The organism is Allobosea sp. 05T422_2, assembly GCF_056396265.1.
In genome coordinates this window covers 25,101-43,222 of the sequence record NZ_JBFTLD010000026.1, presented here as the reverse complement: position 1 = coordinate 43,222, position 18,122 = coordinate 25,101, and the positions used below count along the sequence as shown (strand labels likewise).

Genomic DNA, 18,122 nt, shown 5'->3' with positions numbered 1-18,122 from the left:
CCTCCCGCTCGACGGACCATCCGCCCATCAAGACTGCGACGTGTTTGGTCATTGAATCGCTACTCCGCTTCCCCGAGACCCTCGGGGGAGCATGGTTAACGACGCGTTAACGCAGCGGCGGCGAGGCGATCGAAACATCGCCTCCCACGACACATCCTGCGGCGAGGCGCAGTCCGGGCGAAGGCGCGGACTGCGTTACACACTCCCCCGATCGCACTCGGGCAGGCCGACACATGGCTGACCGGTCAGTGGTTTCGCGGGGCCGYCCCATGGCGACGTCTTGATCGCGCGACCACGCCGGGTGCTGGCGACCATTCGTTTCCCAGCGGCCTATACCGCGACGCCGAGCCGCTTGATCTCCCAGTGCAGCTCGAAGCCCGAGGTCTGCTTGACCCGGCGGCGAACCTCCTCGCCCAGACCTTCGATATCGGCGGCCGTCGCGCCGCCGGCATTGATCAGGAAGTTGCAATGCATCTCGGAGACCTGGGCACCGCCGACCCGCAATCCGCGGCAGCCGGCAGCGTCGATCAGTTGCCAGGCCTTGCCGCCGGGCGGGTTCTTGAAGGTCGAGCCACCGGTGCGCTCCTTGATCGGTTGAGCGGCCTCGCGAGCCGCCGTTACCCGGTCCATCTCCGCAAAGATCGCAGCCTGATCGCCTGGCCGCCCCTGGAACAGGGCCGACGTGAAGACTATGTCCATCGTCGCTGCCGCGCTATTGCGGTAGGTGAAGCCCATCTCCGCATGGGAGAGCGTGACGATCTCGCCCTTGCGGGTCACGCCACGCGCCGAGACGAGCACATCGGTGGTCTCGCCGCCGTGAGCACCGGCATTCATTCGCAGCGCGCCGCCGATGCAACCGGGGATGCCGCGATAGAAGGCGAGGCCGTCGAGCGAGGCATCGGCGGCTGCCCGCGCCACCTTGACGTCCGGCACCGCCGTGCCACTGCGCAACCGGTTGCCGTCTTCGAGCGAGATCTCGCCGAACGCCTTGCCGCCGAGTCGAATGACGACGCCGGGAATGCCACCATCGCGCACGATCAGGTTCGAGCCGAGCCCGACGACCGTGACAGGAATCTCGGCCGGAAGCCTGGACAACAAATAGGCCAGGTCCTGCTCGTCAGCCGGCGTGAACAGCACCTGCGCCGGGCCACCGACGCGGAACCAGGTCAGCCCTGCCATCTCCTGGTTGGCCAGGAGCCTACCGCGCAATTCGGGCGCGGCCGCGCGAAGGTCGGGGGTGATGTCGGGGAAGCTCACTGCTTGCCACCCAGCCCGGCGAGTTCGCCCGGCAACGCATAGGCCCATTGCGTGATGTTGCCGGCGCCCAGCAGCACGACATAGTCGCCCGGCCCCGCGAACTCCGCCACCATGCCCGCGAGTTTCTCGGGAGCCTCCAGGGCCAGCGCATGGCGGTGGCCGCGCGCCTTGATACCTGAGACGAGGCTATCCCGGTCGGCACCGGGAATCGGAGCCTCGCCGGCGGCATAGGTGTCGGCGACGATCACCGTATCGGCATCGTTGAAGCAGGCCGCAAAATCGTCGAACAGGCTGGAAAGCCGCGTATAGCGATGCGGCTGCACCACGGCGATGACCTTGCTCCTAGTCGAGGCGCGCGCCGCCTTGAGCACGGCGGCGATCTCCACGGGATGGTGGCCGTAATCGTCGAAGATCAGTGCGCCGTTCCACTCGCCGGTCTTGGTGAAGCGGCGCTTGACGCCGCCGAAACCGGCAAGGGCCTCGCGGATCTTCTCGACCGGAATGCCGAGGTCATAGGCGACCGCGATCGCGGCGGTGGCATTGAGCGCATTGTGGTGACCGGGCATCGGCATCACGAGATCGCGCACGACCTCGTCGCGCCCACGCTTGCGGTCGCGGATCAGCAGCGTGAACCGGGCCTGTCCGCCGGAGAGATCGATGTCGATCAACCGGAAATCCGCCTGCGGGTTCTCGCCATAGGTCACGACGCGCCGGTCTTCGATCTGCCCGACGAGGCCCTGCACCGTGGGATGATCGATGCACATCACCGCGAAGCCGTAGAAGGGCAGGTTCTCGACGAAGGAGCGGAAGGCCTCCTTGATCGCATCGAAGGTCTTGAAGTGGTCGAGATGCTCGGGATCGATATTGGTGACGATCGCCACGTCGGCAGGGAGCTTCAGGAAGGTGCCGTCCGACTCGTCGGCCTCGACCACCATCCAGTCGCTCTCGCCCATGCGCGCATTGGTGCCATAGGCGTTGATGATGCCGCCATTGATCACCGTCGGGTCGAGCCCACCCTTCTCGAGCAGGGTCGCAACCAGCGAGGTCGTGGTCGTCTTGCCATGCGTGCCGGCTACGGCGACGCAGGATTTCAACCGCATCAGTTCGGCCAGCATTTCGGCGCGGCGCACCACGGGCAGGCGCTGCTCGCGCGCGGCCGTGAGTTCGGGATTGTCGCGTTTGATCGCCGTGGAGACGACGACGACCTCCGCCCCCTCGATGTTCTCGGCGGCATGGCCAACGAAGGTCTTGATGCCMTTGTCCGCGAGCCGACGGACATTGGCATTGTCGGACGCGTCCGAACCCTGGACCTTGTAGCCGAGATTATGCAGCACCTCGGCGATACCGGACATGCCGATGCCGCCGATGCCGACGAAATGAATGGAGCCGAGCTTGGGCGGCAGCTTCATGGGTCAGGTGTCTCCTGCGGATTACGACATGTCGCGAAAAGGTGGGAACCAGCTTTCCGTCAAGACATGCCTCAGAACGTGATCCCTGCGACCTGCAGAACCAGGCGGGCAAGCCGGTCGGCCGCATCGGGAATTCCCGCGCTCTTGGCGCTGTCGGCCATGGCAGTCAAGCGCGACGGGTCTGCGATCAGGGCCGAGAGCTCGCCCGCCAGCCGGCGCGGCGTGAATTCCGGCTGCAGGATGCGGATGGTGCCGCCCGCCCGCTCGAGCACCGCGGCATTGGCGGCCTGGTCCTGATCGAGCGAGCCCGGCAAGGGCACCAGCAGCGACGGCCGCCCGATCACGGTGAGCTCGGCGACGGTCGAGGCGCCCGCCCGGCCGATCACGAGATGCGCTGCACCCATGCGCGTCGGCAGGTCCTTGAAGAAGGGCGCGATCTCGGCTGCGACGCCGAGTTCGGAATAGATCCGCCTGACGCGCTCGCCATCCTCCGCGCGGGCCTGCTGCACGATGTGGAGACGGCCTCGTTCCGCAGGCGTCAGCAGTTGAATCGCCGGCGGCACGATATCGGCCATGATCCGGGCACCCTGGCTGCCCCCGAAAACGAGCAGCCTCAGCGGCCCTGTCGACGGATCGGCATAGGGAGAGACGGCGGCAATGACCGCGGGGCGAACGGGATTGCCGACCTGCCTGCATTTTGCGGCGCGAGCGGCATCGAGGCCACCGACCTCGGCAAAGCCCGTCGCAATGATGTCGACCCGACCAGACAGGAAGCGATTGGCGCGGCCGATGACGGCGTTCTGCTCATGCACCATCGTTTTAACGCCGGCGAATGAGGCGGCGAGCACCGGCGGAACGGTCGGATAACCGCCGAAGCCGACAACGACCGCAGGCTGCAGCGTCTTGATGACGCGACGCGCGACGAGGACGCCCTTCATCAGCTCGAGCGCCGCGCCCGCCATCTTGAGCGGCGAGCGACCGGACGGCGTCGCCGCCGGGACCGGGTGAACGGACTCGGCCGGGAAGCCGCCGGCATACTCGACCGCGCGCGCGTCGGTGACGAGCGCGACGCGCACGTCATGGCGGTGCAGCGCGTGGCTCAGCGCCTCGGCGGGAAAGAGGTGGCCGCCGGTGCCACCTGCGGCGAGAACGACGAGCGGACGCTGTGCCATGTCCGTCAACGCCCGAATTCACCAAAGCCCTCGGCACGCGGGCGTTTGCGGGTCAGGGCCAGCAGGAAGCCTGTACCCAACGCCAGCGAGAGCAGCGAGGAGCCACCATAGGAAATGAACGGCAAGGTCATGCCCTTGGCCGGCATCATGTGCAGGTTGACCATCATGTTGATCGCAGCCTGGATGCCGAACAGCAGCGCCAGCCCCGTCACCGCGAGACGGATGAAGGGATCCTCTGCCTTCTGGGCCACGAAGAGTGCGCGCAGCACGATCAAGGCGAAGAGTGCCACCAGCAGGATACAGACGACGATGCCGAACTCCTCCGCCGTCACGGCGAAGATGAAATCGGTATGCGCGTCGGGCAGGATGCGCTTCACGGTGCCCTCGCCCGGCCCTTTGCCGAGCCAGCCGCCCTGAGCAAAGCTCTCGAGCGCGGTATCGACCTGGAAGGTGTCGCCAGAGCCCTTGTCCATGAAGCGCTCGATGCGGGCGCGCACATGTGGAACGAGCTGATAGGCGATGAGCAGGCCGAACATGCCGGCGCCACCGAGACCCGCCACCCAGAACCAGTGCAGGYCGGCAACGAAGAACAGCCCGCCCCAGACGAGGCTGACCAGCACCGTCTGGCCGAAATCCGGCTGCAGGACCAGAGGCGTGATCGTCAGCGGCAACAGCGCGAACGCCATCAGCGTACCCGGCAGGTCCGGCCGGCGCATGCCCTCCGAAAAGGCCCAGGCAGCGAGCACGACGAATGCAGGCTTCAGGAATTCAGACGGCTGGACGGAGCCGAGCGGGCCGAGCGTCAGCCAGCGACGCGCGCCCTTCACCTCGACGCCGAAATACAGCGTCGCCACCACCATCGCGAGCGCGACCACATAAATCAAAAGCGCCGCGCGCCGGACCTGCCGGGGCGTCAGGAACGAGGCCGCGAGGAAGATGGCAAAGGCAGCCAGCAGGTAGAACACCTGTCGGTTGACGAAGTGGAAGGTCGAAAGACCGAGCCGCTCGGCCACCGGCGGCCCGCCCGCCATCAGCAGCACGACACCGGAGACCATCAGCGTCACCAGGGTCKACAGGATGATGCGGTCGATCGACCACCACCAGCGACCGCTGAGACTGGGTTCCGCGCGTGAGACCATGCTCTGGCTCCATCAACCAGACGGGCGAAATTCAGCCGCCCGTTTCAGCGAATCACATTGGCAACGATTGGTTAACCGATTGATTCCGACTTGATGCGAACGCCCGTTTTCAACCTGCCTTGAAGCCCGGCAGTGCCTTCACGAGTGCGCGGAACGCATCGCCCCGCACCTCGAAATTCGGGTACTGATCGTAGGACGCGCAGGCCGGCGAGAGCAGAACGGCAAGCTCGGCCTCCCCCGGATGCGTCGCCGCGTCGCTGGCGGCCGCGGCGACCGCATCATCGAGCGTGCCGCTGCGGAGATAACCCACTCGGCCATCGTCATCGAAGGTCGCGGCGAAGGCATCCGTTGCCGCGCCGATCAGATAGGCCCTCGCGATGTTCGGGAAGTAGCGCCTCAGGCTCTCGATACCGCCCTCCTTGGCCTTGCCGCCGAGGATCCAGAAGATGTCGCGGAACGAGGTCAGCGCCTTCTCGGTGGAATCCGCATTGGTCGCCTTGGAATCGTTGATGAAGACGACGCGGCCGACACGGCCGATCTCCTCCATGCGGTGTGCGAGCCCGGGATAGGTCTTGAAGCCGGCAGCGACCTCCTCGGCGGAGAGGCCGACCGCCACGCAGGCGGCAAAGGCAGCCGCCGCGTTCTGCGCATTGTGCGAGCCTCGCAACGAGCCGATGCCGGCGAGATTGGCGACCACGCGCGGCTTGCCGTCGCGGACTTCGACGATGCGGGTATCGAGCTTGCCGGCATTGGCGGTGACGCCGGCGAAGACGCCCTCGTCGAGCGGCTGCTCTCCGCTGATCTTGACCAGCGGGCGCCCGGAAGCGGCGCGCCGGCGCGCCATCTGCTTGGAGGCCTCGTCATCGACGCCGACGATGGCAATGTCGGCGGCTTCGACCATGCGTTCCTTGATCGCGGCGTAGGCCTCCAGCGTGCCATGCCGGTCGAGATGGTCCGGCGTCAGGTTMATCTGGATTCCAACGCTTGGCGCCAGCGACGGAGTCAGGTCGATCTGGAAGGTCGAGCACTCGATGACATGGACACGCCGCGCGGCGGGCGGCTCGAGGGCGAGAACCGCAGTGCCGATATTGCCGCCCATCTGCACGTCCCGGCCGGCCTGGTGCAGCACATGGCTGATCAGTGCGGTCGTGGTCGACTTGCCGTTGGTGCCGGTGATGCAGATCACAGGCGCATCGGGGGCGATCGTCGCCCGCTCACGGAAGAAGAGTTCGATATCGCCGATGATCTCGACGCCGGCGCCTTGCGCCTTTCCGACCGTCCAATGCGGCTGCGGATGGGTCAGAGGCACGCCCGGCGAGAGGATGAAGCTCGCGAAATCCGCCCAGTCGGCCGTTGCGAGATCGACGATGCCGATGCCCTCGCCCGCCGCCTTGTCACGGCTTTCGGTCTTGTCGTCCCAGGCCGCGACCTCGGCACCGCCCGCGATCAAGGCGCGCGCCGTCGCCAGCCCCGAGCCGCCAAGGCCGAACAACGCGACCTTGCGGCCAGCAAATACGGTCACCGGCGTCATGATCAGCGCAGCTTCAGCGTGGCGAGACCGACCAGAGCCAACACGACGGAAATGATCCAGAAGCGGATCACGACCTGCGGCTCGGTCCAGCCCAGTTTCTCGAAATGGTGATGGATCGGCGCCATCAGGAAGACCCGCTTGCCCGTGCGCTTGAAGACGAAGACCTGGATGATGACCGAGAGCGCCTCGACCACGAAGAGGCCGCCGACGATCGCCAGCACGATCTCATGCTTGGTCGCAACCGCGATCACGCCAAGCAGGCCGCCGAGGCCGAGCGAGCCGGTATCCCCCATGAAGATCTGGGCCGGCGGCGCGTTGAACCAGAGGAAGCCCAAGCCGGCGCCGATCACGGCGCCGCAGATCACGGCAAGTTCGCCGGCGCCCGKCACATGGTGGATCTGCAGGTAATTGGCGAAGATCGCGTTGCCGGCGAGATAGGAGATGAAGCCGAATGTCGCGGCGGCGATCATCACGGGCACGATCGCGAGCCCGTCGAGGCCGTCGGTGAGATTCACCGCATTGCCGGCTCCGACCACGACGAAGGCGGTCACGAAGGGGAAGAGCAGGCCGAGCGGAATGACCAGTTCCTTAAGGAACGGCATCGCGAAGCCGGATGAAATCGCCGGCGGGCCAAGCCGCATGATGAAGTAGCAGGCGATGAGTGCGATCACGACCTCGATCGAAAGCCGCGCCTTGCCGGAGAAGCCCTTATGGGACTGCTTCGTGACCTTGAGATAGTCGTCATAGAAGCCGATGGCGCCATAGGCAGCGGTCACCGCAAGCACGATCCAGACATAGGAGTTGCGCAGATTGCCCCAGAGCAGGACCGCGGCGAACAGTCCCGACAGGATCATCAGGCCGCCCATGGTCGGCGTCCCGCGCTTGGCAAGATGCGTCTCCGGACCGTCGGTCCGGATCGGCTGGCCCTTGCCCTGCTTGATCCGCAGCCAGGAAATCGCAGCAGGCCCGAAGAAAAAGACGAAAAGCAGCGCCGTCGCGGTGGCGCCACCGGCGCGGAACGTGATGTAGCGGAACACGTTCAGAATCGGGAAGGCCCCGGCGAAGTCGGCAAGCCAGACGAGCATCGGCTATGTTCCTCTTGTCTCAGTCGTCGGCAGGCACGGCAGGAAACCGGGCGGCGATGGCCTTGACGACCAAGCCCATATGGGAGCCGAGCGACCCCTTGACGGTGACGACGTCCCCGGCCCGGATGGCGTCCAGGACAAGCGGCGCAAGCTCGCTCGACTGCGCCGCATAAGCACCGCGCATGCCCGATGGCAAGATGTCGTAAAGTCCGCGCATCAGCGGCCCACAGGCAAAAACCCGGTCGATCGCGTTTCCGGTGATGGGGTCCGCGAGCCCCGCGTGCAGCTCCGGAGCGCTCGGGCCGAGTTCCCGCATGTCGCCCAGCACCGCGACGCGGCGGCCTCGTCCCGTCACGGGAATGCGACCCAGGTTCTCGATTGCGGCCCGGACCGAAGCCGGGTTGCCGTTATAGCTCTCGTCGATCAGCGTGAACGGGCCCGATGGCGTGCTCAGCATCTGGCGTGCGCCACGACCGGCAGGCGGCGTAAGGTCGCCGAGTGCGAGCACCGCCAGTGCCAGATCAGCGCCGACAGCCTCGACCGCAGCGAGAACCGCGAGCGAATTCAGCACGATATGCTTGCCCGGGCTGCCGAGCCGGTAGGTCACAGGCTTGCCGAGCACCACTGCATCCACCGTCGAGACATCCGGCTTGAGCGAGCAGGACAGGAGCCTGACATCGGCATCGGCACTCTCGCCGAAGCTGATGATCCGCCCGGCAGGGCTCTCTTCGGCCAGGCGCCTCAGCAGCGCGGCCTGAGCGATGTCGGCATTGACGATAGCAGTGCCGCCCGGCTTCAGCCCTGTGAAGATCGCAGCCTTCTCCTCCGCAATCCCCTCGACCGACTCGAAGGCGGCGAGATGGACGGGCTGGACCGTCGTGACGATCGCGACGTCCGGCGAAACCATACTGGCGAGTGGCAGGATCTCGCCCGGATTGCTCATGCCGATCTCATAGACGCCATAGCGCACGGAAGCCGGCGTGCGGGTCAGCGTCAGCGGCACACCCCAGTGATTGTTGTAGGAGGCGACCGGAGCATGGGTCTCGCCCTGACGGGACAGGACAAGTCGCAACGCCTCCTTGGTGCCGGTCTTGCCGACCGAGCCGGTCACCGCGATGACCGCGGCCGTGAGTTCGGCCCGGCGAGCCATGCCGGCCAATTCCATYGCGTGCAGCACGTCGGAGACAACGGCGCAGGGCCCTGCCCCGATAAAGCTCGCGGCATGGGCTTCATCGATGACGGCAAGCGCCGCCCCCTTTGCCAGGGCGGCCTCGACGAACTCATGTCCGTCGCGTTCCCCGCCCTTGATCGCGAAGAAGACGTCGCCGGGCTGCAGCGTCCGGGTATCGATCGAAGCGCCGGTCACAGCGGCCGGCATCTCGCCGCGCAGCCTGGCTCCCATGGCGCCGATCAGGCGCTCTCCCGACCACAAAGGCATGCCGCTCATGCTTCGATCTCCGCGATGGCCGTCCGCACCACGTCGTGATCGGAAAAAGGCAGGGTCCGATCGCCTATGATCTGGCCGGTTTCATGGCCTTTTCCCGCCACCACGAGGAGATCCCCGGGAGCGATCAGGCCGACGGCGGTGCGAATGGCCTCGGCCCTGTCGCCGATCTCGCGCAGCCCCGGAGCAGCCGCGAGGATCTCGGCGCGGATTGCAGCGGGGCTCTCGCTGCGTGGGTTGTCGTCGGTGACGATCGCGATATCGGAGCACTCGGCCGCGATACGACCCATGATCGGACGCTTGCCGCGATCACGATCGCCGCCGCAGCCGAAAACGCAGATCAGCCGGCCGGGCGCATAGGGCCGCAAGGTCGCGAGCACCGCCGCCAGCGCATCCGGCTTATGGGCGTAATCGACGACGACGAGACCACCATTGATCTCTCCGACACGCTCGAGCCGTCCGGCCACGCCACGCAGCCCCGCGATCGCCTGGAGTGAAGCGTCTTCGTTTTCCCCCGTTGCGATGGCCAGGCCTGCGGCGACCAGCGCATTGCCGGCCATGAAGTCGCCGACCAGGGGCAGCACGACCTCGAGCTCGCGCTGCTTCACCCGAATCCTGAGCCGTTGCAAAAAGCCTTCGCGCGCTGCGCCGAGCAGGGTCAGCGTTTCACCCGCCTTGCCGATGCCGATGATCGGATGCCCCTTGGCGAGCGCGGCCTGGGCTGCCTCGCCGGCGTAAGGCTCGTCGCGGTTGATCACGACCGGCGCTCCCTCGGGCAGAAGCTCCCAGAGCCTGAGCTTGGCTGCGAGATAGTCCGCCACGCTCGGATGATAATCGAGATGGTCGTGCCCGAGATTGAGGAAGGCGCCAGCCTTCAATCTCACTCCGTCCAGGCGGCGCTGGTCGAGCCCGTGAGAGGACGCTTCCATCGCGAGATGACTGATGCCTTCCCCTGCGAGCTTGTCGAGCGAGGCGTGCAGCGAAATCGGGTCCGGCGTGGTCAGAGAGCCGTAATCAGCGCCCCGCGACGTCACGACGCCGATCGTGCCGAGGCTGGCTGCTTCATGGCCCAATGCCGAGAAGATCTGTCGGGTGAAGTCGGCAACCGAGGATTTGCCGCTGGTCCCGGTTACCGCCACGATCGTACCGGGCTGGCGCGGATGCACCCGCGCAGCCGCAAGCGCCAGAGCCCGGCGCGGGTCGTCGACACGCGCGAAGGCCACCGAGGGGTCGAGCTCTGCTGGACGCGCATGATCCGTGACGATGGCGGCAGCACCGCGCGCAACGGCATCTGCAACGAAGCGTGCGCCGTCTGTCCTGGCGCCGGCATAGGCGACGAAGACGTCCCCCGGCTTGACCTTGCGGCTGTCCATCGCGACCCCGCCGACACGGCGGGACGCACCTTCGGCGAATGCCCCGGGGAAAAGTTCACCGAGACTGAATTCGCTGCTGCCCATGATCTCGCCTGTCAGTTTCGTTGCTTCAGCGCGTTCCCCAGGCGCCGAGCTTCGCCATCAGCGGGAACGGGGCGACCGGCGGTTCGAAACGCGGCGGCAAGCCGAGGATCGGCGCGGCGCGTTCGATGACCYTGCCGGTCGTGATACCGGCATTCCAGGCGGCGGTCGAATAGCCCCCGCTCTCGGCATAGCCCTTGGGCTCGTCATAGATCGAGAGGAAGAGATAGCGCGGCTTGTCTGCCGGCACGATCGCCATGAAGGTCGTGAAGTTGCGGTTCTTGGCGTAGCGCCCACCGATGACCTTTTCGGCCGTGCCGGTCTTGCCGCCGACGAAATAGCCCGGGACGTCCGCCTTGCGGGCTGAGCCACGCTCGCCATTGATGCGCATGATGTAGCGCATCGCCTCCGAGGTTTCCGGCTTGATGACGCGAACCCCGAGGCGCTTGGCGTCCTCCTCCGAGCGCTTGATGAACGTCGGAGTGATCAGGTTGCCGCCATTGACCAGCGCCCCGACAGCAGCCAGGGCCTGGATCKGCGCAACCGCGAGGCCGTGACCGAAGGCGATGGTCGCGGTGTTGAGCTCRCCCCAGCGCGGCGGGATGAGCGGCTCGGCGCTCTCGGGCAACTCGGTCCGCATGCGATCGAGCTGGGCCATCTTGCGCAGGAAGGCCTTGTGGCCTTCCACGCCGACGGACAGCGCCATCTTGACCGAGCCCATATTCGACGAATGCACGAACACTTCCGGCACGGTCAGTGTCCGGCCCGTGCCATGGTACTCGCGAATGACATGGCGGCCGAAGCGCATCATGYCGCCTGCAGTCGAATAGGTGGAGTTGATGTTTGCCTTGCCGGAGTCCAGCGCCATCGCAACCGTCAGCGCCTTGAAGGTCGAGCCCATTTCGTAGACGCCGACATTKATCCGGTTGATACGGTCCTTCTCCTGCGCATCGACCGGGTTGCTCGGGTCATAGTCGGGCAGGGACACCGAGGCGATCATCTCGCCTGTCGTCACATCCATGATCGCACCGGCCGCCGCAATGGCCCGGTACTTCTCCATGCCCTTGACCAACTCGTCGCGCAGCAGGTGCTGCACGCGCAGGTCGATCGACAGGGCCACGGGCTTGAGGTCCGACGCCTGGGTTGCGAGACCGGCGCCGTTCAGATCCTGCAGCCCCTGCGAGTCGATATATTTCTCCATTCCCGCAATGCCGACATTGTCGACATTGGCAAAGCCGAGCACATGCGCCGCCGCCGGCCCATTCGGGTAGACGCGCTTGTTCTCGGGCACGAAGCCGACGCCGGGAATGCCGAGGCGATGAACCTCKGCTTGCTGGCGCGGCGTGATCTCGCGCTTGACCCAGATGAAGCCGCGCTTGGTGCCGAGCCGGTCGCGCAGATCCTTTGCATCGAGATCAGGCAGGACGGCAGTCAGCAGCTCGGTTGCCTCGTCCTTGTCGAGGATCTTGCGCGGCTCGGYGAAGACCGAGACGGTCCTGATGTCAGTCGCGAGAACGGTTCCGTTGCGGTCGACGATATCGGGCCGTGCGGCCGAGATCGCGTTGGAGGTCGCGCGGCGCAGTCCGACCTGCTCGTTCGGCAAGGTGGCGAGCATCACCAGACGGCCGGTAATGGCCAGGAACAGGGCGGAGAAGCCCAGGATCACGAGACCGACGCGCGGCTGGCTCTTCTCGCCGCTCATCCGGAAGACGTCGCGCAGGAAATGCAGCCGCCCGCGCGGCACCGGCTGCCCCTCCTCGATATCGTCCGGACGCTGGTGGTCGGTCGCAGAGAGCTTCGGCTCGGTCATGGGCGGGCTCCCGGCGTGGTGACGCCACTCGTCTTGCGATCCCTCGGTGTTTCGGTCGGCAGACCGAGGCCGAGATCCTCAAGCTTGCGGCCGATGGAATCCACCTTCGGACCGCGGTTCGGGATATCCGAGGCGCGCACGACCTGCGTCACCGAGAATGGCTGGAGGTCGAGATGGCGCTCGCTCAGTGTCTGCAACCGATCGGGCCGGTTCAGGAACTGCCATTCCGCCTTGAGCACGGCGATCGCATCGCGCTCGCGCTGCGCCTTGGCCTTGAGCTTTTGCAACTGCTCGGATTCGAGCGTCGTCTCGTATTTGATCGTGTAGGCATAGAGCGCCGAGGAGACCAGAGCGCAGATCGCAACCACATGCAGGAGCTTGATCATCCCTAGGATCTCCGGCGAGGCTGCGGTGACGGCACGCCTGCAAGCGCAGTGAGCTCGGGCTCCGGCGCGCGAGCCGGAGCGGCAGTGCGCTGCGCTGCACGCAACTTGGCGGAACGAGCCCGCGGATTACTCCGCATCTCCTCCTCGGAAGGCGCGACGGCTCCCCTGGTCACCAGCGAGAAGGTCGCGACAGGCGCTGTCGTGGCCGGCGCATGGCGCGAAGCCGCCGGTGCACGCCCAGAGCGGGTCGCCAGGAACTGCTTGACGATGCGGTCCTCGAGCGAATGAAAGGTCACGACAGCCAGGCGTCCGCCCTCGCCCAGCGCCTCTTCGGCAGCGTGCAGGGCCCGCACCAATTCGCCGAGCTCGTCATTGACCGCGATGCGCAAGGCCTGGAATACGCGGGTCGCCGGATGCGCACCGCCGGGCTCAGCCCAGACGATGCTGGCCACGAGTTCAGCCAGTTGCTTCGTCGTCGTCAGCGGTGCCTTGCGCCGAGCCTCGACGATCGCGCGTGCGACGCCTCGCGAACGACGCTCCTCGCCGTAGTGATAGAAAATATTGGCGAGCAGTCCCTCCTCCGCCTCATTGACGAGGTCGGCGGCGCTCTGCCCATCCCGGCCCATGCGCATGTCGAGCGGGCCATCGAAGCGAAAGGAGAAACCGCGCTCCGCCTCGTCGATCTGCATCGAGGAGACGCCGATATCGAGCACGACGCCGTCCAGCGGGATCATCTTGAACAGCCGCGCTTCCTTGGCGAGATCTCCAAAGCAGGCCTGCGACAAGGTCAGCCGCCCGTTCGCTTCGGCAACCAGCCCTGCCCCACCGGTGATTGCCGTCGGGTCGCGGTCAAGCGCGAGCAGGGTCACATTCGGCTCTCGCGCCAGCAGCTCGCGAGAATAACCGCCGGCCCCGAAGGTGCCGTCGAGATAGCGTCCGCCCGGCCTGATCGCGAGCGCGTCGAGGGCTTCCGCCATGAGGACCGGAACATGTCGGGTCGACCCACCAGCGGCCCCGTGATCCCGGCTGCCGTGCCCCGTCATACCCCTGTCGCTCCCGGTGTCATGGTCATGTGCGAACCCAGCGTGCGCTTGACGTCGCGCAAGCGGCTGCGCGCCGCCTCCAGATGCGCCTGGAAGCGAGCCGGCTCCCAGAGCTGAAACTTGTGGCCGTGGCCCACGAAGGTCACCGCATCGGCGATGCCGGCATGCGCCCTCAGGGTCTCGCTGAGCATGATACGCCCTTCCGGATCGACCTTCAGCACCTCCGAGGTGCCGTTCAGCGCTGTCGAGAGAGATTCCCACTCGTCCGAGAAGGGGGAAAAGCGAGAGAGAATGTCGTCGATCGTCGCTCGCAGCGCGTGTCCGCCGGCATCGAGCGCTTCCAGATCGAGCGAGGGATGGACGTAGAGCCCTTCGTAGCCGTCCTTCGCCAGGACGGCGCGAAAGCTCGCAGGGATCGAAACGCGCCCCTTGGCATCCAGCCGATTGGTGAAATTCGAGACGAAGCGGTCCGTCAATGCCGCCTCCCGGCTCGCTCCCCACCGGCGCGTAGCAGCGCCTCGGCGGCGGGTTCGAGGCCTCCCATCGAAGCAGGCACAGCAGGATCGAGACGCAAGATCCGCGCGGCACACGGACCTTGTTCTGCGTTCTGCCTGCCGGCTTCGACGGGATGATTTGGGATAGCATGGGCAAATATGGGCRTCAATGGAATCGCATTCGCCGACGCAGTGACGCCGGCCCTGGTTCGCATCACAGCCTGTTAAGGTTAAGCATCCGTAAGCGCGGGCGTTTTCTCGGAAATCCGGCACGCACAAGCGCCCGCCTGCGGCATCTCGACCGGGCGACCTCGATGAAAAATGGCGGACCGKCTTTACGCGGGTCCGCCGGCAGCCTTGAGCAGCGCCTGGCGCAGCGCGTGCAGATCTTCGGTCAGCGCAGCGACCCGCTCCGCCGAGCCACCGATCGCGCAGGCCATCCTTTCAGGCACGAGCCGAGCCTTCTCGCTGAGCGCCCGCCCTGCTTCGGTCAGGTTCAGCCGGACCTGCCGCTCATCCTCGCGGCTGCGCTCCCGACGGACCAGACCAGCGACCTCCAGTCGCTTGAGCAGCGGCGTCAGCGTGCCGGAATCGAGCATCAATCGCTCCCCGATCTCCTTCACCGTCCCGCCGTCATGATCCCATAGGACAAGCATGACGAGATATTGCGGGTAGGTCAGACCGAGTTCGGCGAGTACCGCACGATAGAGGCGGGTGAAGGCATGCCCCGCGGAATAGATCGCGAAACAGAGCTGTTCCTCCGCCTTCGGAAGCGGCGTGGCGGGAACCTTCGGCGTCATCATCTCTTCGTTTGGCATGGAGCAACGGGCCCTTCAAACTCCGGGCTTCGCGCAGCCCGATCACCGATCCGTGATGCGCTTATCATCTTGTTGACAATTCAATTGTGCACAATCTAAATCGGCACGCAAGTTCACCGAAACCCCAAGTCCCCCGAAGCCAAGGAGTTCGACCATGAAGATCCTCTACACCGCTCATGGCTCCGCCACCGGCGGACGCGAAGGCCAGGCCGCCACCGACACGGGCAACGTCAAGCTGGTGCTGAACACGCCAAAGGAGCTGGGCGGCGGCGGCGGCGACGGCACCAATCCCGAGCAGCTCTTCTCAATGGGCTATTCCGCTTGCTTCCTGGGTGCGCTGAAATTCGTCGCCGGCAAGGAGCAGGTGAAGATTCCACCGGAGGCGCGCGTCAGCGCCGATGTCGGCATCGGCCCGCGCGACGACGGCACCGGCTTCGGCATCGCCGTGAAACTGACCATCTCGGTCCCGGGCGTCGACAAGGCCGTGGTCGAGGACCTCGTCAAGAAGGCCCATATCGTCTGCCCGTATTCCCACGCGACACGCGGAAATATCGACGTCGATCTCCAGGTTGCGGCCTGAGGTCGCGCTGCCCATCTGAACTCCCGTGGTCGGGCACCGCCCCGACCACGAGACGATCAAGCCCGGCGCAAGACGGGCGCAGGCATCGTTTCCGGAAGCCCTCGATCCCTCTCGCCTCTGGAACAGACCATGTTCAACCGCCGCAACTTTATCGCCGGCGCGGCTGCAACCAGCATGCTGCCCGCACTCCCCGCTTTTGCCCGCGCACCGCAAACGGCGGCGCAGGTCGCAGGCATCTATCGCCGCAAGGTCGGCGATATCGAAGTCACGGCCATTCTCGACGGCTATATTCCGTTGAATGCCCAGGCCTTCCTCGGCGCGGATCCCACCCAGGTCATACAGATCCTGGCCAATGCGGGTCTGGGCGAGAGCCTGCCGACCTCGGTCAACGCCTTCGTCGTCAACACCCGCGAGCGGACCTATCTCGTCGACACCGGAACCGGCTTCAACACGGCCTTCGGCCCGACGATGGGACGCGCCGAAGGCAATCTGCGCGCGGCTGGCATCGATCCGGCGCAGGTCGATGCGGTGATCCTCACCCATGCCCATCCGGATCATGCCGAGGGCCTGCTGACGGCAGAGAAGACCGCACGCTTCCCCAATGCCGAAGTGATCATCAACGAGACCGAACATGCCTTCTGGCATGATGAGGGCGTGCTCGCCCAGGCGCCGGCCGAAGCCAGGCCCTTCTTCGCCTCGGCCCGCAATGCGCTCACCCCCTATGCGAGCCGCACCCGCAAGGTGAAGCCCGGCGAGGTCGCGCCCGGCCTCAGCCTCGAGCTTGTGCCGGGCCATACGCCTGGTCACAGCCTGCTCCGGATCAGCTCAGGCCCCGAGCAACTCATGCTTGTCGGCGATACCATCCACAATGCCGTGCTTCAGACGGCACGTCCCGACATCGCCTTCGTGTTCGATCTCGATGGCAAGCAGGCAGCGGCCTCGCGTAAACGCGTGCTCGACATGGTGGCGAGCGACGGCGCCCTGATCACCGGCTCGCATATCGCCTTCCCCGGCTTCGGCAAGGTGCTGAAGGACGGCGCGGCCTTCAAGTTCGTGCCGGCCGAGTGGACCTACGCACTGTAGAGACGCAAAGAGCGGCTTAAGCCGCTCTTTGCCCCGCGGGGCTGAAGGTGCCAGCCGGCCTGTAAGCCGGGTTCTGGATGGCCGGCGCATTGCTGCACCGACGTGACGGCCATTCCTCTGGGACGCACATTACTGCGCGCCTCGAGCAACCAACCCGGACGACCAGGCCTGGAAACCGGCCCCCTCCCCCTTGCGGGAGAAGCATCGTCCCTATTCGGTTTTGCTCCCGGTGGGGCTTGCCATGCCGTCCCCGTTGCCGGGTCCGCGGTGCGCTCTTACCGCACCTTTTCACCCTTACCGCGCGCCGAGGCGCGAGGCGGTTCGATCTCTGTGGCGCTTTCCCTGGGGTCGCCCCCGCCGGACGTTATCCGGCACCGTATTTCCGTGGAGCCCGGACTTTCCTCCCCCGCGAACGGGAGCGGCCGTCCGGCCGACTGGCAGCGGCGCTAGTGCGCCCTCCCCCGGCCCGCGTCAAGCGAGGCGGGGGCCATTGCCCGTCAATTCTGTGCGCTGATCGTGCGGACCTTGGCGCAATAGGTGCGGTTGGCCCCGCTCATGCGCTGGGCCATGTGCCCGCTCTGGTATTTCATCACCGTGCGGCAGGTATCGCCACCAGCCAGGCGGTAGGCTTCCGCCAGATATTTCACCGCGTAGCGGGCATTGGTCTCGGCATCGAGCAGACCGCTGGCGCTGCCGGTATAGCCCATGCCGCGCGCCGTCTGGTGGCGGATCTGCATCAGCCCCAGATTGCCGGCATTCGAGGCGCGGGGGTTGTAGCGGCTCTCGATGCGCACGACCGCGTCGGCCAGCGCAAACGGAACGCCATTGGCGGCAGCATGGCGTGCAACGATCGCTTGGAGCCCACCGGCTCCAGCCGGAGCAGTCAGTGCCGCACGACGGTGGGTGCCCGCCTTGGCGCGGTTTCCGCGTTCCGCCGCGGGGGGCGTGGTCTTAGACGTCGCCGAACCGGCCTCCTGTGCAGACGCCTCACGCTTGATTTCCGCGTCCCGGACGATGAAGGCGAGAGCATCGCTCTCGCTATTCGTAGCAGCCTTGGCAGACTGCAAAGAGGCGAGGCAAATCACGAGCGCGGCAGCTGCACCGCTGGAGGTATATTTCATCTTTTGTGGACCCCATCCATCAGAAAGGCGTTTGATGGGGAGACCGAACTGATCTGAGAATGTGTTGATAATCTGACGCCAGGCAGCGCGAATCTAAGCTATACTCGCCCCCGGTTTTTATTAATGCCTTTACTACGATAGAGGTATACTCCGTGTATTATCCGATGCCGCGAACACGCTGCCAAAGCGTTCGCAACCGGGGCGAGCCGAATCAAACCATTGCCCCATTGCTGACGTATTCCGGGCCGGAAGCCGTATTTATCCTCATTTTTCACCCCCCGGAGGATCGCGCGCGC

16 protein-coding genes and 1 other RNA gene are annotated in these 18,122 nt (G+C 65.9%); 2 read left to right on the top strand and 15 right to left on the bottom strand.

Features of this window, described 5'->3' with window-relative positions:
- Positions 1-330 precede the first annotated feature (330 nt).
- The 13 genes from murB to AC1DJT_RS07460 form a co-directional block, all read right to left on the bottom strand.
- Positions 331-1,257 (bottom strand): UDP-N-acetylmuramate dehydrogenase, encoded by a 927-nt coding sequence (gene murB / locus AC1DJT_RS07520; protein ID WP_441505336.1) that lies wholly within the window; start codon positions 1,255-1,257, stop codon positions 331-333.
- Positions 1,254-2,666: a UDP-N-acetylmuramate--L-alanine ligase gene (murC, locus tag AC1DJT_RS07515; RefSeq protein ID WP_476833833.1), complete on the bottom strand. Its 1,413-nt coding sequence runs from the start codon at positions 2,664-2,666 to the stop codon at positions 1,254-1,256. The genes murB and murC overlap by 4 nt, the downstream gene beginning before the upstream one ends.
- 71 nt (positions 2,667-2,737) lie before the next feature.
- Positions 2,738-3,838 (bottom strand): undecaprenyldiphospho-muramoylpentapeptide beta-N-acetylglucosaminyltransferase, encoded by a 1,101-nt coding sequence (gene murG / locus AC1DJT_RS07510; RefSeq protein WP_476770261.1) that lies wholly within the window; start codon positions 3,836-3,838, stop codon positions 2,738-2,740.
- 5 nt (positions 3,839-3,843) lie between these two features.
- On the bottom strand, positions 3,844-4,977 hold the full coding sequence (locus AC1DJT_RS07505; protein WP_476833832.1) for an FtsW/RodA/SpoVE family cell cycle protein: 1,134 nt from the start codon (positions 4,975-4,977) through the stop codon (positions 3,844-3,846).
- A gap of 109 nt (positions 4,978-5,086) precedes the next feature.
- The gene (gene murD / locus AC1DJT_RS07500; RefSeq protein WP_476833831.1) at positions 5,087-6,508 is read right to left on the bottom strand and encodes a UDP-N-acetylmuramoyl-L-alanine--D-glutamate ligase; all 1,422 of its coding nucleotides are present in this window, start codon (positions 6,506-6,508) and stop codon (positions 5,087-5,089) included.
- A gap of 2 nt (positions 6,509-6,510) precedes the next feature.
- On the bottom strand, positions 6,511-7,593 hold the full coding sequence (gene mraY, locus AC1DJT_RS07495) for a phospho-N-acetylmuramoyl-pentapeptide-transferase (RefSeq protein ID WP_476833830.1): 1,083 nt from the start codon (positions 7,591-7,593) through the stop codon (positions 6,511-6,513).
- Positions 7,594-7,612: 19 nt separating this feature from the next.
- Positions 7,613-9,040, bottom strand: coding sequence for a UDP-N-acetylmuramoylalanyl-D-glutamyl-2,6-diaminopimelate--D-alanyl-D-alanine ligase (locus AC1DJT_RS07490; protein ID WP_476833829.1), 1,428 nt, complete (start codon positions 9,038-9,040; stop codon positions 7,613-7,615).
- The gene (locus AC1DJT_RS07485; protein ID WP_441505331.1) at positions 9,037-10,494 is read right to left on the bottom strand and encodes a UDP-N-acetylmuramoyl-L-alanyl-D-glutamate--2,6-diaminopimelate ligase; all 1,458 of its coding nucleotides are present in this window, start codon (positions 10,492-10,494) and stop codon (positions 9,037-9,039) included. Before AC1DJT_RS07485 ends, AC1DJT_RS07490 begins: the two co-directional genes overlap by 4 nt.
- Before the next feature lie 25 nt (positions 10,495-10,519).
- Entirely contained in the window at positions 10,520-12,301 is a 1,782-nt protein-coding gene (locus tag AC1DJT_RS07480; RefSeq protein ID WP_476833828.1) for a peptidoglycan D,D-transpeptidase FtsI family protein, read from the bottom strand.
- Positions 12,298-12,687 (bottom strand): cell division protein FtsL, encoded by a 390-nt coding sequence (gene ftsL, locus AC1DJT_RS07475; protein ID WP_113513791.1) that lies wholly within the window; start codon positions 12,685-12,687, stop codon positions 12,298-12,300. The genes AC1DJT_RS07480 and ftsL overlap by 4 nt, the downstream gene beginning before the upstream one ends.
- 2 nt (positions 12,688-12,689) lie before the next feature.
- A complete protein-coding gene (gene rsmH, locus AC1DJT_RS07470) occupies positions 12,690-13,730 on the bottom strand; it encodes a 16S rRNA (cytosine(1402)-N(4))-methyltransferase RsmH (protein WP_476770353.1) in 1,041 nt (346 codons plus the stop codon).
- Positions 13,727-14,206, bottom strand: coding sequence for a division/cell wall cluster transcriptional repressor MraZ (locus AC1DJT_RS07465; RefSeq protein WP_441489322.1), 480 nt, complete (start codon positions 14,204-14,206; stop codon positions 13,727-13,729). The genes rsmH and AC1DJT_RS07465 overlap by 4 nt, the downstream gene beginning before the upstream one ends.
- Before the next feature lie 353 nt (positions 14,207-14,559).
- Positions 14,560-15,024 carry a MarR family winged helix-turn-helix transcriptional regulator gene (locus tag AC1DJT_RS07460; RefSeq protein WP_476831860.1) on the bottom strand — a complete coding sequence of 155 codons (465 nt, stop codon included), beginning with the start codon at positions 15,022-15,024 and terminating at the stop codon, positions 14,560-14,562.
- Between the two features lie 172 nt (positions 15,025-15,196).
- On the opposite strand from AC1DJT_RS07460, the gene AC1DJT_RS07455 reads away from it, so the two are divergent.
- Together AC1DJT_RS07455 and AC1DJT_RS07450 are read left to right on the top strand one after the other, a co-directional pair.
- Entirely contained in the window at positions 15,197-15,622 is a 426-nt protein-coding gene (locus AC1DJT_RS07455; RefSeq protein WP_113513797.1) for an organic hydroperoxide resistance protein, read from the top strand.
- A gap of 129 nt (positions 15,623-15,751) precedes the next feature.
- Positions 15,752-16,705, top strand: coding sequence for an MBL fold metallo-hydrolase (locus AC1DJT_RS07450; RefSeq protein WP_476833827.1), 954 nt, complete (start codon positions 15,752-15,754; stop codon positions 16,703-16,705).
- Between the two features lie 46 nt (positions 16,706-16,751).
- Here the strand turns inward: AC1DJT_RS07450 and rnpB are convergent.
- Positions 16,752-17,143, bottom strand: an RNA gene (rnpB, locus tag AC1DJT_RS07445) — RNase P RNA component class A.
- A gap of 59 nt (positions 17,144-17,202) precedes the next feature.
- Complete coding sequence (locus AC1DJT_RS07440; protein WP_476770355.1) at positions 17,203-17,826, bottom strand: lytic transglycosylase domain-containing protein; 624 nt, start codon at positions 17,824-17,826, stop codon at positions 17,203-17,205.
- Positions 17,827-18,122 lie beyond the last annotated feature (296 nt).

Coding starts and splice junctions, on each gene's coding strand:
- rsmH (WP_476770353.1), bottom strand. CDS start 13,730: ATGACGGGGCACGGCAGCCGGGATCACGGGGCCGCTGGTGGGTCGACC.
- AC1DJT_RS07485 (WP_441505331.1), bottom strand. CDS start 10,494: ATGGGCAGCAGCGAATTCAGTCTCGGTGAACTTTTCCCCGGGGCATTC.
- AC1DJT_RS07460 (WP_476831860.1), bottom strand. CDS start 15,024: ATGACGCCGAAGGTTCCCGCCACGCCGCTTCCGAAGGCGGAGGAACAG.
- murG (WP_476770261.1), bottom strand. CDS start 3,838: ATGGCACAGCGTCCGCTCGTCGTTCTCGCCGCAGGTGGCACCGGCGGC.
- ftsL (WP_113513791.1), bottom strand. CDS start 12,687: ATGATCAAGCTCCTGCATGTGGTTGCGATCTGCGCTCTGGTCTCCTCG.
- AC1DJT_RS07440 (WP_476770355.1), bottom strand. CDS start 17,826: ATGAAATATACCTCCAGCGGTGCAGCTGCCGCGCTCGTGATTTGCCTC.
- AC1DJT_RS07455 (WP_113513797.1), top strand. CDS start 15,197: ATGAAGATCCTCTACACCGCTCATGGCTCCGCCACCGGCGGACGCGAA.
- AC1DJT_RS07450 (WP_476833827.1), top strand. CDS start 15,752: ATGTTCAACCGCCGCAACTTTATCGCCGGCGCGGCTGCAACCAGCATG.